Raw genomic sequence first — 16,876 nt, 5'->3', positions numbered from 1 at the left:
ATAGAACTTTTGGGGGTAGTTAAAAGCGAACCCCTACCTAAAAGGCAAACTATTTAACGCTAACATCATGGTTGATTCTAATTTTACATACCCACCAAACCAAGACGAGATGCCTTTACCAGATTGGGCGGGTGATTGTCTTAACACCTTCTGCCAGTTGTTTGAACACGAAGTCTGGAGAGAAGGTAAGCAGGCTATTGAAACACTGCATTTTGAAGCCAAACTAGCAGGCCATGCATATATTAAAGAGGGAATGATTTTGAGAGCATTCCAAATCTATAAACTCTATCGTTGCTTGGGGTACAGAACTTTTCAAGACTACTGCCTCAAAGAAATAGGCAAAAAGGTTTGGCGATGCAAACAGCTAATGGAAGCAGCCATGACAGGTTGGCACTTACTCTGTGAAGGATTTCAGAAGTTACCCAACTGTGTAGCTCAAGCTTCAGCCTTGCGTGCCAAGTCCGAGAAGGAAGGAATTGATGGGGATATCACGGCGGATTGGCAAAAATGTATAGATATGGCTGCTACAGAGGGGGAGCAAATGACCGCACATTACATTGAGGCGGTACTAGACCCAGACTCCATCAAGAAAACCAAGCAAGTAAAGTTACCATTTGAGGTTTGGCAAGCACTTAAGAAAAAAGCGGATAGATTAGGATTATCGGTTCAAGAGTACTTGGAGCAACTATCCAGAGAAGAAGAATCGGAGCCTCAAGAAGAAGAACCAACTCCAGAGGATGAGGCCCCCGCTGAGAATCAAGGACAAGACCAACATAACACAGAAGATGACACCGGAACAATATCGACAGTACAAACTGATAATGGGGAGCGCGGGTGCCCAAGCAGCAGAGAGATATTGCCGCCTAATCAGTTCGACGAACTATTGGACGACCCCATCCCTTACTAAGAAGAATCTTCCTTATAAATTCAAGCATGAAAAGGAGAGAGTTTACAAGCGCCAGCAGAAGGAGGTGAGGGCTAGACATCGGTATGACGACTACGGGAACACTTATCCAGGAAAAACAAGGAGGGAATCAAGGAAGTGAAGTTAATTGAGATGAAGCGAGAGCTAGTCAGTGTAGGCGTTTGGCCAGAGCAGGTTAGAACTGAGTTTGGCGACTTGCGATGCCGGGCAACTTGGGTAGCTGCCTACAAAAAATATTGCTGCTATCAAAACTTGCCAATAGTTAAAGCTATTGTTGAACAAGCGGAACTAAACAATATTATTGATTTTGTTCCTCCTGCGCCTCCAGTGATAGTAGCTCCACCGAACTGTCCTCCACCGCCACCGGAAGAAGAAAATATACCGCAAACAGAACCTTTGACACCACCGCAGGAAGATAATACACTTCCTGGCGATGGCAGACGGACAAAATCACGATCGCTGCCACATAAACACCTTTATTTAGCTCTTGTCGCTTCTGTTAGGGAGTATGCATTTGGTCCACAGCCAGTAGAGCATGATGAATCCATGATTGTAGCAGTACCTCTTGCGTCACCGCAGTCGTGGGCTAGCAATATGGTCGAAGTTGAACGACTGCCTACTTATTCATTGCCACCACCATTTAGACTGGAGTATGGTTGTGCCCTGAGTATGGGAAGCCGAACTCCGAGCATAAGCGGAGGTAGTCGTTCACCACCTAAATAAAATGACAGAAGACACAAGGTTAGAACATAAAAGTATTGTCACATTGATGTTCGCTTTTAAGATAGTTGTTTCGACTCTTAGGGTACAAAACCCTGAGACAATGGCGTATATCAAAAAGCAGTCAGATGAAGATGCTACTTCAGCGTTTCTCAAACTAGCTATATCCAGGCATCAACAATACTCACAAGAATTTAAAAATAACCTCGCAAACTCAATCATGGAGATGGTGGAGAAGTATGCACATGAACAACTATCGAAAGGTGGTGACATTCCTGGCGGGTCAACCTCCGATGACAATAACGTTGACACCCCTTGAAATTTTCTTGGCAATTGAAGTGCTGCTACGCGGAATTGCTTCAATGACAAAAACTAAGTTGGGAGCAACAGCTCTTGTCAATAAACTGATAGCAATACTCGCTACCAGATACCCTAGAATAGCAGGTGCTATCACTGCTGTACACCTAAAACAGTCAAATTCATAAAAGAGGAACATGAAGAGAAAAGTTAGAGTGGGAGGCTCCTTCCCTAGCTCTGTTCCGTACGCAAGTATCAGGATAGAGCTTGAACAGGAGGTGCCAGCAGACGACTCTTGGCACAAAACAGCAAACGAACTCAAGTTAGAAGCAGCCAAGTTAGCTTCTGGCAGTGATAAAGTTGAACTCGAAAAATGTTTGAAGGTGCTTAACTATCCTGACAAATATGACAAAATCCTAGAGTTGAGGACGTTGAGCGACGTTTATCAATACGAGATAGCCATCTTAAAAGAAAAGATGAAAAAGAACTTTCCTCGCCTGGCTGAACTGAAAAAACTGATAGGAGACTACGAAGCCATTCTAGAAATCTCCGACAGGCATAATATTAGCGACGAGTTCTGGGATGACATCAAGGGAGCGATCAACGACCAAGAGCAACAAAAACAAGGGGAGAACGATGAGTTGGCATCCTCTATGATGAAGGCTGTGTTTGATGCAGCAGTCTACGACACAGTGGAGCCATTCTAATGTTATCAGATTTACCTCTTGGGAAGAAAAAAGAACTCGCCTTAAATGGCTATATGCTCGGTTTAGCCGTGGAATCGTTGTCAAAAATGTCTAATATCGATAAAAATGTGATAATTCGAGACCTGTTGACTGTGGCTACAGAAAAAATCAAGGCAATGCCCCCCGAAGCATTTGAAGAGGTGGCGGCCGAAATGGATGCCAAAATGACATCTGATTCTAAGGTAAAGGCTATTGTGATGAAATACCCCACTGTCAGAGGGGACGAGCCTCTTTAGTTCTTGCTGGTAGCTACTAAAAGCGAACAGCTTCAATAATAGGTTTCATCGCCTATTGCCGAGCATCCAACCAAAGGAAAGTATCAAGATGAAAAATGCTGTATTCGTGTTCATACAAGAAAATTGCGTCGGTATCGCGCAATACTATAAACTCCAGATTAAAGAGAGGGATTTGCTTTTCTCTTTGTTCACTCCCACTATCAAGAATTGCATCAGACTTTTAGACTTCCTGGACGGAAAAAAATATATAACTTTTGACGAACTGGCTGAGGAGGTGATGTGCGACCACATGGTAGTGCGGAGTAGATGCCACGCTTTAAGCCACGGGTTTGACTTCACTTTTAAAGAAGATAGCTGTAGACTAAATACGCGATTAAACGCCTGATGACGCACTCGCGGGTGAGTGCAGAAACTACCGACAACTGTTGTCGGTAGTCGCGGGTTCGCCCGCAATATCCTAGAAAGTATTTGCTTTGAAAGTAATATGAGCTGTTTAGCTTTTTAAGCATTATGAGCAAGCTTTCTAGGTTGTTGGTTCCAAAGTTTTGAAAGTAATTTGAGTTGTCATTTGACAGCTTTCAGGCGAATTGTGAATTTTGGAATTTTTTATTAAACCGTAAAATCGCCATGATAAACAGAATAATTGGAGGGGACGTTTGCAAAAACTCCCTGGTTTGTTGGGAGCTTTCAGAGCTGTCAACGGATTTGCGCGCGCATTTTAAAAAGTACAAAAGATTGAAACGCTCCGACTCTCTAACTTTTTACTTAAATGCTGCCAGTGTAGAAAAATTTGTAGAATTTATCGAGGGTGCTGATTGTCTCGCTCTGGAACCGACGGGTAAGAATTATTCAGAGTTATGGGCGACTATTGCTGAAACCCACAATGTATCAGTACAGTGGGTCGGTCATCCTGAAGTTAAATATTTACGAAAATCAGAACGCCTCCCCGATAAAAACGACCAGGCCGACGCACTGGCTCTAGCAACTTACGCTCTGAAAAATTGGGAGAAGGAAACTGCTTTTCTCCGATTCGAGCCAGGAGTTATTGCGGAAATTAATGAAATATACTTAGACATTAAAGGCTTAAAAGCCAATAACACAGCCACTATAAATAGATGTCGTGCTAAATTAGTAACTTCATTCCCAGAAGCTGCTTTTTTAAGTTCTGAACCCGGAGTTGACGGCTTGTCCCCGTTATTTGCTTGGGTCGCACAAAGAGAGCGTTACACAGACAAGGGAAAGAATAAATACAATCGCCTTTACAATTCCTCTGTTGGTCCAAAATATGGAAAAACCATTACCCCACACACCCGCTATCTAGCCAACCAAATCTGTGATAACCACATTCAAGTAGCGTTACTCCGGAGCAATCTATCGTCTTTAGTTTACGATCGCCCAGAGTATAAAAAATATAACGAAGTATTTGATTTATTCGGGTTTGGGTTAATGGCACGGGCTATGCTGCTAGTCCGATGCTACCCCCTGAGTCGGTTTGAATCAGAAGGAGCATTTAAACGTCGCTTGGGTTTTGGCCAAGAAGAAAGGTCGAGTGGCCAAATAGAAAGTTTTAGTAGTTCGGGTTCTGCGATCGCAAAGTCAGAACTCTATAACTGGAGTAGGACATCCATTGGGAAGAAAAGATTAATTTCCCAGGTTGGCCTAGAGATTCAGGCCAAGTTCGATGAACATTATGCTAAATTAAATAGCGAATCCGATGGACAAAACAAAGGACAAACGGGAAAATTTACCAACTTAGTCCACTCCCGGACTATAGCTTTTGCTCTGCGGAGATTATTTCCGTTGTTAAAAAAAAGTTGTGTTGATTAGTTTTCCGTTTTTAAGCTGTAAAGTAATGCTTATTAGTTTTGTCTACTTAATTAAAAATTATAAAGTAACCATAAACTATGGAAGCACTTTATCAATATGCCTGGCTGATTCCACTATTGCCCCTACTTGGAGCAATGGTAGTCGGCCTGGGACTAATATCCTATAGTCAAGCCACAAGTAATTTGCGACGGGGATCTGCAATATTCATTGTCTCCCTGTTAGGAACTGCAATGGTTCTCTCCTTTGCCATCCTCTGGAGTCAAATTAATGGCCATGAAACCTATACTCAAATGTTTGAGTGGGCAGCAGCAGGTGACTTTAAACTCAGTATGGGCTATACCATTGACCATCTGACGGCCCTAATGTTAGTCATTGTGACTACAGTGGCCTTTTTGGTAATGGTCTACACAGATGGTTACATGGCTCACGACCCTGGTTATGTACGCTTTTATGCCTACTTGAGCTTGTTTAGCTCCTCAATGTTGGGTCTAGTGGTATCTCCAAACCTGGTCCAGGTCTATATCTTTTGGGAACTGGTGGGTGTATCTTCCTACCTACTAATTGGTTTCTGGTACGACCGGAAAGCAGCAGCAGATGCCTGTCAAAAAGCTTTCGTTACCAACCGCGTCGGTGACTTTGGTCTGCTATTGGGGATGCTCGGAATTTACTGGGCGACTGGTAGCTTTGAATTTGAGGTAATGGGCGTTCGCCTAGAACAACTGGTAGAAACAGGCGCTCTGAGTGCTGGTTTAGCTACCCTGTTTGGTGTTTTAGTCTTTTTAGGACCTGCGGCCAAGTCGGCTCAATTCCCATTGCACGTCTGGCTACCAGATGCGATGGAAGGCCCTACACCAATTTCTGCTCTAATCCATGCTGCGACAATGGTAGCTGCTGGGGTTTTCCTCGTTGCGCGGATGTATCCAGTATTTGAACATCTGCCAGTAGTAATGAATATTATTGCTTGGACAGGAGCTTTCACGGCTTTTCTAGGAGCAACGATCGCCATTACTCAAAATGACATTAAAAAAGGTCTTGCCTATTCCACTATTTCCCAATTGGGATATATGGTCATGGCAATGGGTGTGGGAGCTTATAGCGCCGGACTATTTCACCTAATGACCCACGCTTATTTCAAAGCCATGTTGTTTTTGTGTTCCGGTTCAGTTATTCATGGTATGGAAGCTGTTGTCGGTCACAACCCAGTTTTGGCACAAGATATGCGGTTAATGGGTGGACTGCGCAAATATATGCCTGTTACCTCTGCTTGCTTTTTAATTGGTACTCTGGCAATTTGCGGTATCCCTCCTTTTGCTGGTTTTTGGTCGAAGGATGAAATTCTTGGTAGTGCTTTTGGAGCAAACCCCGCTTTGTGGTTAATCGGTTGGGCAACTGCTGGAATGACTGCTTTTTATATGTTCCGGATGTATTTCTCTACTTTTGAGGGAGAGTTTCGGGGTAACGATGAGCAGATTAAACAGCAATTAATGGCTGCAACCTCTACAGGTGACAAGGTCGAGATGACCCCAGCGATCGCTTTCGGACCTGGCGCAATGGACCCGAAAGAATTAGAACACGGCCATGATGACCATGACCACGACCACGACCACGGTCATCATAGTGACTCTCCCCATGAGTCTCCTATTAGCATGACTTTACCATTGATGGTTTTAGCGATTCCTTCAATGATTATTGGTTTGTTAGGAACGCCTTTTGCTAATTATTTTGAGCAATTTATCTATGGACCAGGAGAATCTTTGGCAGAGGTGCTAGAGGAACTAGCGGAGTTTGACCTGACTGAATTTTTGATTATGGCAGGTAACTCTGTTGGTATTGCTTTAATTGGCATTACTTTTGCTTCACTAATGTACTTGAGTCGTAAAATTGACCCTGGCGCGATCGCTGAAAAAATCAAACCTCTTTACAATTTCTCTCTCAACAAGTGGTATCTAGATGACCTGAATGACTTTCTATTTGTTAAAGGTAGTCGTCGTTTAGCACGTCAAGTGTTGGAAGTAGACTACAAAGTGGTTGATGGAGCTGTTAATTTAACAGGTTTTATTACACTTCTGACTGGGGAAGGTTTGAAATATTTAGAAAATGGTCGCGCTCAGTTTTATGCCCTCATTGTATTTGTAGCAGTGTTGGGTTTAGTAGTCTTTTCTGGCGTTTAATTCAGTTATCAGTTATCAGTTATCAGTTATCAGAGGTTTTCCTAGTGGGATTTAATGGTGTCGGTAATCCCCCCCCCAACCCCCCTTTGAAAGGGGGGAGAAAAAAAGTCCTTTCAAGGCGTTGCACAATTAGGAATAATGAAACCCGAAAGTAGATATTTTTGGATAATTATTTCCTCAATATATGTACAGTTTAAAATCTATTATCATTCTTTAATGTGCAACCCCCCTTTCAAAGGGGGATTTAGGGGGATTGAAATTTTATATAACTTCTGACTGATAACTGATGCTCACAAACTGTCAAACTAAATTCACCAGGAATGGAAACAAAAGAACTCAAACTTAAGTTTTCCTCCTACTCATAACATTACAAAATTTTCCAACTGAGAATTAAATACTTATGACTAATTTTCCTTGGTTGACTACAATCATCCTATTTCCAATAGTTGCATCGTTGCTAATTCCGATTATTCCGGATAAAGATGGCAAAACGGTACGGTGGTACGCCTTAATTATTGGATTAATTGATTTTGCTATTATCATTTCTGCCTTCTGTACTGGATATGACACCAATAACCCAGACCTCCAGTTGGTAGAAAGTTATGCTTGGGTGCCACAATTAGACTTAAATTGGTCAGTGGGAGCTGATGGTTTATCCATGCCATTAATTATCCTGACTGGTTTTATCACCACTCTGGCAATTATGGCAGCGTGGCCTGTAACTTTTAAGCCAAAGCTGTTTTATTTCTTGATGTTGGTCATGTACGGCGGTCAGATAGCTGTGTTTGCTGTGCAGGATATGTTGCTATTTTTCCTAGTTTGGGAATTAGAATTAGTACCAGTTTACCTAATTCTCTCCATCTGGGGAGGCAAAAAACGGTTGTATGCAGCAACTAAGTTTATTCTTTATACCGCAGGTGGTTCGCTGTTTATTTTGATAGCAGCGTTAGCAATGGCGTTTTATGGCGATACTGTTACTTTTGATATGAGGGCAGTTGCTGCGAAAGATTACGCTCTGAATTTGCAACTATTGTTATATGGAGCGTTTTTGATTGCCTATGCTGTGAAGTTGCCAATTTTCCCATTACATACCTGGTTGCCTGATGCTCACGGGGAAGCAACTGCACCTGCTCATATGTTGCTGGCAGGAATTCTGTTGAAAATGGGTGGTTACGCTCTGTTGCGGATGAATGCAGGAATGTTACCTGATGCTCACGCAGTGTTTGCTCCTATATTGGTAATTTTGGGGGTTGTCAATATTGTCTATGCTGCTTTGACTTCTTTTGCTCAACGAAATTTGAAGCGGAAAATTGCTTATTCCTCAATTTCTCACATGGGTTTTGTGTTGATTGGTATAGCTTCGTTTACCGAGATAGGTCTGAGTGGAGCTGTGCTACAAATGATTTCCCACGGTTTGATCGGGGCGAGTTTGTTCTTTTTAGTGGGAGCTACTTATGACCGTACCCATACTTTAATATTGGATGAAATGGGTGGTGTCGGTAAGAAGATGAAGAAGGTGTTCGCGATGTGGACGACTTGTTCGATGGCTTCTTTAGCGTTACCGGGAATGAGTGGGTTTGTAGCTGAAGTGATGGTGTTTATTGGTTTTGCCACCAGTGATGCTTATAATCCTACTTTCAAGGTGTTGGTAATATTCTTGGCTGCAGTGGGAGTGATTTTGACTCCAATTTATCTGTTGTCAATGTTGCGGGAGATTTTATACGGTCCTGAGAATAAGGAGTTAATAGAAAACGAAGTTCTCACGGATGCTGAACCCCGCGAAGTGTTTATTATCGGTTGTTTGTTGGTGCCAATTATTGGTATTGGTTTGTATCCCAAGATTGTGACTCAGATTTATGATGCGACAACAGTACAGTTGACAGCGCGGTTGCGAGATGCTGTACCAACGTTGATTGAATCTGGGGAAGTGGCGTTGAATAGTGAGTCTGAGTTATTGATGCGTGCGCCTGCAATAAGGTAGTGCGACCATATTGGCCACCTGTTGTTCAGTAGGGTGCGTTAATGAAATGTAACGCACCATCTGTGCCAAATATTTCTATCTCAAATATTTTGGTTGGTGCGTTATATCATGTCCGGATAATTAGTGATAAAAAAACTTTCTCCTTCTTTTCCTGTTGTTCTTCTTTCTTCCCTCTTTCCTCCTGACTCCTGACTCCTGACTCCTGACTCCTCCGTAGTTATTTATTTATCACTGTTTAACCGGACATGATATTACGCTTTCGGTGCGGAATGCTGCGCAAACGCTTTTTCCTGACGGAATGCTCCGCAAACATGTCGCGTAGCGTTAACGGAGTTATGCGACAGCAAAACACACCCTACTAGACTAGAAATTTTTGATTAATTTTTTTGTTAACCTGTAGAGACGTTGCATTCAACGTCCCTACAGTTGGAGATAAAATTAATGAAGTCTATTGAAAATGTCAAAGAAGAATTGCAAAGAAGAATTGAGAAATTACCAGAGCATAAAATCCCGGAAGTTTTACAGTTTGTCAATTTTTTGCTTTACTGCTCTATAAATATGTGTGAACACATTCTGTCTAATAGTATGCGAGTGTAACGTATTATATCGTTATTCTTTGATTAAGTCAATGCTCTCTTCAGCTCCTCTCTACCGCAATTTGCACCTCACTCCGTTTCAAATCTTCCGGTGTCATCGGCGAATTATACAACAACCGTCTCGGAGGACTCACAACTTCATATTCTGGGTGCTGCACCAACCAATGTTTCAATTTTTGCAAATTTTGTTCGTAGCTCTCCCAACTGTAAGCACCCTGTACTCCAATACTCACAACTGTCATTGGCGAAGTATCTCTCACCATCACCTGGGAATCAATTTTTTGGGGAGTCATATCTGGGGTGGAATAGAGAAAAGATACCTCTGTTTGTTCGCCTTCTCTGACATAACGTGCTTCTACAGGTGTTGTCATGGCAATTTGATTAGTGCTGATATGTTGATATAGTGGGTTGAAAGCGACTCTGGTTGCCATCCGGGAATCACCTGTATGGGTGTAGGTGACGGCGCGGTATTGGGGATATTCTTTAACTTCGATGACGTTTACTTCAGTAGGTTGAGGAAAACCTTGGGGTAAAGATGCAGACATAATTTTTTTTGTATGATTGATTTCAGAGGATATTTTGATAGTTAGTCCAGTGTCCTTTATAACATAAATCCGATGCTTTCAATCTTCTTTGTAAAGGTTCGTACTCATCCTCAAGTAACCAAAAGTGAGCCTCATCATAATATTATAATATCAGTGTTCATATTTTTCTTGCTTTTATAGAATTGTTAGATAAGTCTGATTAGAGCTAGTAGGCAAGACTTTTAACTGTTGATTTTGCAGATCGAGTTCAATACCTAAAGCTTCCAACGGTAATACTCCTAATAAAGCGTCTCTACCCCCAGGAAGTTCTAAACATTCAAAAGTCCCCTCCCGTCCAAGTAGAGAAATTTTGGCATCTTGAAAAATGCGTGCCTTACTTAGACCAGTAGCAGTTATTACATCTACTTCTTTAAGAATTTCTAACCCTAATTGAGCGATCGCCTCTGGTGGTAAACAGAGAGTAGTAGCTCCCGTATCTACCAGAACATCTTTAAGAGCAATAGAACGTACTTCTTCAGCAGAAATCAAACCTTGAGAAGCATTCGCTTGGTCTATACGGTTAGTGATGACTAGACTTGTAGTTATTTTACCCATTGAATTTTTGTTTACGAGCTGCATAAATTTTCTCCATTTTATTCTATTTTAAGCTAGATTAGATACTACATAAACTAATTAGCGAATAGTCTGTTGAGTTCCTCTGGCAAATCTCTAATACCATTTTCAAAAAATATTGCTACATTGGCGATTCAAGGTGTTAGGTGGTAGGTGGTAGGTATAAGAAATAAACAGTGAAGATTTTTCAATTCCGTTAAGCATCTATATTTTACTGTCACAATTGAATGAAATAAAATTACATGATACTGTAGCTTTAACAGAGAACATAAAAATTACACAATTTATGACCGATAAAGAAATAATATTACCTAGAGGTCAAGTAGGAACTGTGGTAGAAATTTACGATCAAGGAAAAGCTTTTGAAGTAGAATTTGCTAATAAAAATGGGCAAACTTACGCATTGATATCCCTCGAACTTGAAAAACTAATATTGCTGCATATAGACTGTTCCAATCTAACATTTTGAATGACGTAAATATCAAAGTAGGGACGTTCCATGGAAGGTCCCTACAGTGTGTCGGTCCAGTAGGGTGCGTTAATGAAATGTAACGCACCGCTTGTCCCAAATCAATGTTTCGCTCAGTTACGCTTTCCTACGGAATGCTGCGCAAACGCTAACACACCCTACTGGCTAATAACTGATAACTGAAATGACCCAGTTAAGCAAGAAAAGTCATAGCAAGAGGAATAACTCGTTTAGCTCCTTCCTTAGCAAATTCTGCGATACCAGCTTCAGTACCCTTACTGAGTAGAGATTGACTCCAGCTTTTGAGTTTTTCCTTAAACGATGGGTCTTGCTTTGCTTTATTAGCTAAATTTTCAGCTACTTTTTGTTCTGCTTCTGTTTCACTATAGGTATCAGAAAGCTGGTCTAGTAGTTTTTGAATCTCCGTTGCAGCTTCTGCAAGAGATTGTTTTTGTTCTGGTGCGTAATTGTATGTGGTGTTTTGAGACCCTTCAGTTTTGTCGGCAACGTTACCAACAGGGGCATAGAAATATTGGTTTTTTTGTTGTTCTGGCTGTTTTTCAGGCATTGTAAAGTAAGCTCCGTCAATGTTGGTTTTACTGATTAATGCTTCTCTGTAGTTAGTTTTATAGAGTTTTGCATTATAAACATTTGTTTGATATAGTTTTGATTTATGTAGATTAGCTCCTGTAAGGTCAGCTTCTGTAAGGTTAGCTCCTCTAAGATTAGCTTCTGTAAGGTTAGCTCCTCTAAGGTTAGCTCCTCTAAGGTTAGCTTCACTGAGGTCAGTATAACTGAGGTTAGCTCCATTTAGGTTAGCTCCATTTAGGTTAGCTTTTCTGAGGTTAGCTTTACTGAGGTCAGCTTCACTGAGGTCAGCTTCATTGAGGATAGCTCTTCTAAGATTAGCTTTAATGAGTTTAGCATAACGGAGGTTAGCTTCACTGAAGTCAGCATAACAAAGGTTAGCTCCTCTAAAACCAGTATAATTGAGGATAGCTCCTCTAAAATCAGTATAACTGAGGTTAGCTTCACTGAAGTCAGCAACACTGAGGTCAGCTTCACTGAGGTTAGCTTGACTGAGGTTAGGTTTAATATTATATTTTTTTCTCTTCTCCATCTGTTCCATGTTATTGCTCCTTGTCTCAATATTTCTAAATGATCTGAATTAGCCATATTATCTCAGTGATTTTATTAATTATTTGTCTTAGTATCGCCACTCACAAAACCAGCCATTCCGCTGTTGACACGCTTGTATTTTATTCTGGCGCAAAGACTGACGCTGATAATCCATATAAGAACACGTAGCTAATCCACTCAAAAGTACAACAGCAGTAACAATATAAATGATAATTTGTTGCTGCTTGGTTTTTCCTCCTCGAAAAAGAATATCTCTCAAAGCTGTAAAATCAGGATTCTGACTTTGAATGGCACGATTTTTTGCCTTTTTAATCAATGTAAGCTGCATATCAATATGCTCAATAAGTCGTCCACCAAACCAAGCATGAATTCTGAAGAACGCATCTAAAACATCACCCACTCCAACAAAAATACCAATGAGAATATCAATCACAGATAGAAATACTATTAGAAACATATCGCCGAAGGAAGCATGTACGCGACTAGCTTGCATCAACATCCAAAGTCCAGCGAATCCAGTATAGATTCCACCCACAACAGGTATCATTCCGATAAAAGCATCTACACCAATTGTTCCAAGTAATAATCCGTCCGAAAGCTTCTTAAAACTTTCAATATCATTACGAGATTTAAGCAATCTGGCTTCATACATTTCTATATCAGCAGGAATAGCATCGAAATTACTTGAATCGATCATTGATTTACCTCATACAAGTTTTAAGTTTAATTGGCGTAAAGCTTTCCCTAGTTTTGCGCTTTGTATGGATTTTTGGTATAGGTTCCCTGGTCTTGAATATTGTTTTCATGGCAGTTACCGTTATCACCCATGTGAATATTCCGATTTTCTGATTTATTGTTAGCCATAGTACTTACTTTTGCTAAATCAATAAATAAAAATCAAAAAATATATTGATTACTGATAATAATGCGCCCGTGATTGTAGCCTAAATTACTGGCACATTTTATCAAGCTCCAAAATAGAAAAAATAGATAGATTTAACCCTGAAGAAACGACATTATATTTTGAGGATCACCAATCAAAATTATATCTGCCTTAATATAATATCATAAACTTTAGCAGCTATTCCTTAAATCAGCAATCCCAAATAAGTTTTCTCTTTGGCCTTATCGGTAAAAAAGTTATAGATACCAAATGGGTTCTATAGTATTAAAAAGAGAAAATATAGCAATCCGCGCTAATGTTGTAATATTTGATATAACAGGGTTTGGTCTCCAAACCTAAGCAAAAATGGGATTTGGAAACCAAACCCCTAGAGTTTTTTTTACAAATTATTTCATATTGCTATAGCGTCAAACTTATAGTCAAATAAATTAAGATGAAACGGCGAAAATTTATACGTTATCTACAGGCAAGTTTATTAGCTGTAATAGGAACAGGTTTAACATCTAAATTTCACTATTCTCAAGCACAAACAGGAGAATCTTTAACAATTAAATGGTTAGGACATACTTGCTTTTTATTTGAAGATGCAGCGACTAAAGTATTAGTAAATCCTTTTCGCCCAATAGGTTGTACCGCAGGATATCGTAACCCTACAGTAGATACAGATTTAATTTTAATTAGTAGTAGATTATTAGATGAGGGAGTAGTAGAAGGCTTTACAAGTAATCCTCCACCAATGTTGTTATATGAGCCTGGAGTTTATCAGGTTGATAATAGACAAATTCAAGGAATTCGTACTACTAAAGATAGAGAAGGTGGACGTCGATTCGGGACTAATGTGGCTTGGTTATGGCAGCAAGCAGGAATCAAGATTTTGCATTTAGGGGGACTAGCAAGTCCTATTGGTATAGAAGAACGTATTTTAATTGGTCGTCCAGATTTGCTACTCATTCCTGTAGGTGGAGGGCCAAAATCATATACCCCTTTGGAGGCAAAACAGACATTGGAAGTGCTAAAACCCAGAATTGTGATTCCTACTCATTACAAAACTGAAGCTGCTGATGAAGCTACTTGTGATATTGCTCCTATCGAGGAATTTCTCAGCGTGATGGAAGGAACTCCAGTAAGGGTTGTCAATCAGGATACAATTTCTATTACTAGAGCTGATGTACCTCAAGAAGGCTCTGTAATAGAAGTTTTGAGCTATGGATTCGATCAAGTATCTCCGGATTCTCTCGGAAGTAATTAAAAACTGAAAAGTAAAATTTGGGTATAAATATGTAAATTATCTTGACACTTCTTAAAATTTTGTTAAGATGAATAGAGTGAAGTTTACACTTTTTAACAAACAGGAAAAGTAGATCGGTGTCAGGAACCCCAGGACTAAAATCCAAGGGCTTGCACACTCTTGTTGCGACCGCTCCAAGAAAACAGGCCAATACCTGACCAGCCTAAGACCTTCAAGGTCTACGTTATCGGCAAGTGTTAAAGTTCCTACCTTGGGATGCGTTGCCAGTCTCATGCTCTAGAACCGGAAGGTTAAACACGCCTAGTGGGTTAAGCGAGTGCTTTCTGGATAGTACCGACCGATAACATTGGCGAGGCTAACTTTACCCCAGAAATGGGCGTTATTGGGGGATTACTCTCCCACCCCGAAAGGGGACTGGTGGCTGAAGCCACCGCGTTGTTTTTCCTCCTGTAGCTAAAGCTGACAGGTTTTCAAACTACCGAACTTTTTTAGATGAATAATCAAAATATAAGTCTGATGAAAAAAGCGATCGCTATCTTAGGATTAGTTGGTGCTGGCGCATTCTTCGGTCTACCCGCAGTAGCTAACTTCTCTCAAAAATCTTTAACTCAGCCAGTAGTTAACCAACCACTACAAATTGCTGACTCTCACTCTAAGGATATTGTCGCAACTGCAGCAGAAGCAGGGCAATTCAATACTTTAGCTGCTGCACTAAAAGCTGCTGGTTTAGTAGAAGTGCTTCAAGGAGAAGGCCCTTATACAGTATTTGCTCCTACTGACGAAGCATTTGCAGCTTTACCAGAAGGAAAAGTAGAAAAGTTATTGTTACCAGAAAACAAAGACAAACTAATTGATATTCTGACTTATCATGTAGTTCCTGGCAAGGTAATGTCTGGCGACCTAGAATCTGGAATGGTAAAGACTGTCGAAGGTAGTAAGGTAAAAGTTAAAGTTTCTGATGCAGGTGTTAAAGTTGGAAAAGCTAATGTAGTTAAGGCAGATGTACCTGCGAGTAATGGTGTAATTCATGTAATTGACACAGTAATTATTCCTGAGTAATTAACGTTATACCGTTTATCAAAAATATATGGATTAACCCCATTCTTAACTATGTTTACGAATGGGTTTTTTAATGAAGTCAGAAGTCATACCGTTTCACGGAAGTCAAAATTCAAAATTCAAAAGTTAAAAGTTAAAAGTTAAAAGTTAGATTTAATAGGCAGAAAACTTTGACGTTTCTAGTTTCAACGGATTATTTGATATTATTACTTTGAAACTATTTGTGACATCCTTAAAGTGAAATGGTATCAGAAGTCAGAAGTCAGAGTTCTATATTTGATTTGAAATATTTTTAAGATAAGTTCCAGTTTCTGTACTACTGTAAATAATGTAGTTAATGAAATCGGGAAAACATGAATACCCAAAATATTCTGACTTTCTTCAAAAAGTCCATCAATATCTTAGGATTAATTTGTACTACCTTAGCGCTAATCTTTGCTAGTGCTTTTTATAGTCTACCCGCAGTAGCTAATCAACAAGTAGTTAATCAACCTATACTAATTGCTTACGCTCAAGATATTGTATCAACTGCAGTAGAAGCAGGTAAATTCAATACTTTAGCTGCGGCACTAGAAGCTGCTGGTTTAGTAGAAGTGCTTCAAGAAGAAGGTCCATTTACAGTATTTGCACCTACCGATGAAGCATTTGCAGCTTTACCACCAGGATTAGTAGAAGATTTATTACGTCCAGAAAACGAAGACACACTAATTGATGTTCTGACTTATCATGTAGTTTTTGGTGAGGTAATGTCTGGGGACTTAGAATCTGGAAAAGTAAGAACTATTGAAGGTGATGATATCTACGTTAGAGTTTCTAATGCAGGTGTAAAGGTGAATAACGCTAATGTAATTATTCCAGATGTACCTGCAACTAATGGTGTAATTCATGTTATTGATTCTGTGATTCTACCACTCAGATATAATTAGGGTTTGCTGAATAAATATCAAAGCACTATTAAATAAAGGTTTGAAGGATTTTAGGTACTGAAAAAGTACCAGCTTTTCGGTTGATGGAGGGGAAAAAGTGAGAACTTTGGGATAATTATAATAGAAAAGTTAAGGGGTAATTATGAATAACCACTTATTCTACAACTCCCCGCTTATCCTAACTCTTAACTACTCCCTACTCCCTACTCCCTGCTTTAACAAAAAGACTTTTTCAGCAAACCCTAATTAGTATTACATTCTATTATTAGCTATCAGTATCAAAAGATAGAAATTTGAACATACCTCATTCAGAAGTTAATTAAAAATGGGGTTTTTAGTAAGTTTTATAAATTCAAGAAAGAAGCTATACCAGTTTGATAAATTTTTGCTACAAATATTTAGGTTATCGCTTAGGAGTCAACCCACCCCTCGCCCCTCCCCTCCGCTGGAGGGGAAGACAGGAGTAATAAATC

At 40.1% G+C, this 16,876-nt stretch carries 16 protein-coding genes; 12 read left to right on the top strand and 4 right to left on the bottom strand.

Features of this window, described 5'->3' with window-relative positions:
* The first annotated feature begins 67 nt into the window (after positions 1-67).
* The 8 genes from SAGCYANO_RS30960 (at position 68) to SAGCYANO_RS30925 (ending at position 8,903) form a co-directional block, all read left to right on the top strand.
* On the top strand, positions 68-907 hold the full coding sequence (locus SAGCYANO_RS30960; RefSeq protein ID WP_202223581.1) for a hypothetical protein: 840 nt from the start codon (positions 68-70) through the stop codon (positions 905-907).
* A 135-nt stretch (positions 908-1,042) separates the two neighbouring features.
* Positions 1,043-1,648, top strand: coding sequence for a hypothetical protein (locus SAGCYANO_RS30955; RefSeq protein WP_202223580.1), 606 nt, complete (start codon positions 1,043-1,045; stop codon positions 1,646-1,648).
* Between the two features lie 100 nt (positions 1,649-1,748).
* The gene (locus SAGCYANO_RS30950; RefSeq protein ID WP_202223579.1) at positions 1,749-1,964 is read left to right on the top strand and encodes a hypothetical protein; all 216 of its coding nucleotides are present in this window, start codon (positions 1,749-1,751) and stop codon (positions 1,962-1,964) included.
* Between the two features lie 175 nt (positions 1,965-2,139).
* Complete coding sequence (locus SAGCYANO_RS30945; protein WP_202223578.1) at positions 2,140-2,649, top strand: hypothetical protein; 510 nt, start codon at positions 2,140-2,142, stop codon at positions 2,647-2,649.
* Between the two features lie 86 nt (positions 2,650-2,735).
* The gene (locus tag SAGCYANO_RS30940; RefSeq protein WP_237396872.1) at positions 2,736-2,924 is read left to right on the top strand and encodes a hypothetical protein; all 189 of its coding nucleotides are present in this window, start codon (positions 2,736-2,738) and stop codon (positions 2,922-2,924) included.
* 735 nt (positions 2,925-3,659) lie between these two features.
* Positions 3,660-4,751 carry a transposase gene (locus SAGCYANO_RS30935; RefSeq protein WP_202223576.1) on the top strand — a complete coding sequence of 364 codons (1,092 nt, stop codon included), beginning with the start codon at positions 3,660-3,662 and terminating at the stop codon, positions 4,749-4,751.
* Positions 4,752-4,828: 77 nt separating this feature from the next.
* On the top strand, positions 4,829-6,922 hold the full coding sequence (locus SAGCYANO_RS30930) for an NAD(P)H-quinone oxidoreductase subunit 5 (protein ID WP_202223575.1): 2,094 nt from the start codon (positions 4,829-4,831) through the stop codon (positions 6,920-6,922).
* A 400-nt stretch (positions 6,923-7,322) separates the two neighbouring features.
* Entirely contained in the window at positions 7,323-8,903 is a 1,581-nt protein-coding gene (locus SAGCYANO_RS30925) for an NAD(P)H-quinone oxidoreductase subunit 4 (RefSeq protein WP_202223574.1), read from the top strand.
* Between the two features lie 637 nt (positions 8,904-9,540).
* Here SAGCYANO_RS30925 and SAGCYANO_RS30915 read toward each other — a convergent pair.
* Positions 9,541-10,044, bottom strand: a complete 504-nt coding sequence (locus tag SAGCYANO_RS30915; RefSeq protein WP_202223572.1) for a heme-binding protein — start codon at positions 10,042-10,044, stop codon at positions 9,541-9,543.
* Positions 10,045-10,218: 174 nt separating this feature from the next.
* Positions 10,219-10,662 (bottom strand): aspartyl protease family protein, encoded by a 444-nt coding sequence (locus tag SAGCYANO_RS30910; protein ID WP_237396871.1) that lies wholly within the window; start codon positions 10,660-10,662, stop codon positions 10,219-10,221.
* Positions 10,663-10,879: 217 nt separating this feature from the next.
* Between SAGCYANO_RS30910 and SAGCYANO_RS30905 the strand changes: the two genes are divergently transcribed.
* Positions 10,880-11,125 (top strand): DUF4926 domain-containing protein, encoded by a 246-nt coding sequence (locus tag SAGCYANO_RS30905; RefSeq protein WP_202223571.1) that lies wholly within the window; start codon positions 10,880-10,882, stop codon positions 11,123-11,125.
* A gap of 193 nt (positions 11,126-11,318) precedes the next feature.
* Here the strand turns inward: SAGCYANO_RS30905 and SAGCYANO_RS30900 are convergent, their stop codons facing one another.
* Both SAGCYANO_RS30900 and SAGCYANO_RS30895 read right to left on the bottom strand, forming a co-directional pair.
* Positions 11,319-12,254, bottom strand: a complete 936-nt coding sequence (locus tag SAGCYANO_RS30900) for a pentapeptide repeat-containing protein (RefSeq protein ID WP_202223570.1) — start codon at positions 12,252-12,254, stop codon at positions 11,319-11,321.
* 78 nt (positions 12,255-12,332) lie between these two features.
* A complete protein-coding gene (locus tag SAGCYANO_RS30895) occupies positions 12,333-12,962 on the bottom strand; it encodes a DUF4112 domain-containing protein (RefSeq protein ID WP_202223569.1) in 630 nt (209 codons plus the stop codon).
* A 640-nt stretch (positions 12,963-13,602) separates the two neighbouring features.
* Here SAGCYANO_RS30895 and SAGCYANO_RS30890 point away from each other — a divergent pair.
* From SAGCYANO_RS30890 to SAGCYANO_RS30880, 3 genes are all read left to right on the top strand, one after another.
* Positions 13,603-14,418: an MBL fold metallo-hydrolase gene (locus SAGCYANO_RS30890; RefSeq protein ID WP_202223568.1), complete on the top strand. Its 816-nt coding sequence runs from the start codon at positions 13,603-13,605 to the stop codon at positions 14,416-14,418.
* A gap of 492 nt (positions 14,419-14,910) precedes the next feature.
* Entirely contained in the window at positions 14,911-15,477 is a 567-nt protein-coding gene (locus SAGCYANO_RS30885; RefSeq protein WP_202223567.1) for a fasciclin domain-containing protein, read from the top strand.
* A 353-nt stretch (positions 15,478-15,830) separates the two neighbouring features.
* Positions 15,831-16,403 carry a fasciclin domain-containing protein gene (locus tag SAGCYANO_RS30880; protein WP_202223566.1) on the top strand — a complete coding sequence of 191 codons (573 nt, stop codon included), beginning with the start codon at positions 15,831-15,833 and terminating at the stop codon, positions 16,401-16,403.
* Positions 16,404-16,876: the final 473 nt, after the last annotated feature.

This window comes from Okeania sp. KiyG1 (assembly GCF_014132355.1).
Lineage (GTDB): Bacteria > Cyanobacteriota > Cyanobacteriia > Cyanobacteriales > Microcoleaceae > Okeania.
The sequence above is the reverse complement of the archived record's forward strand: the minus strand, read 5'-3'. Positions and strand labels throughout refer to the sequence as shown.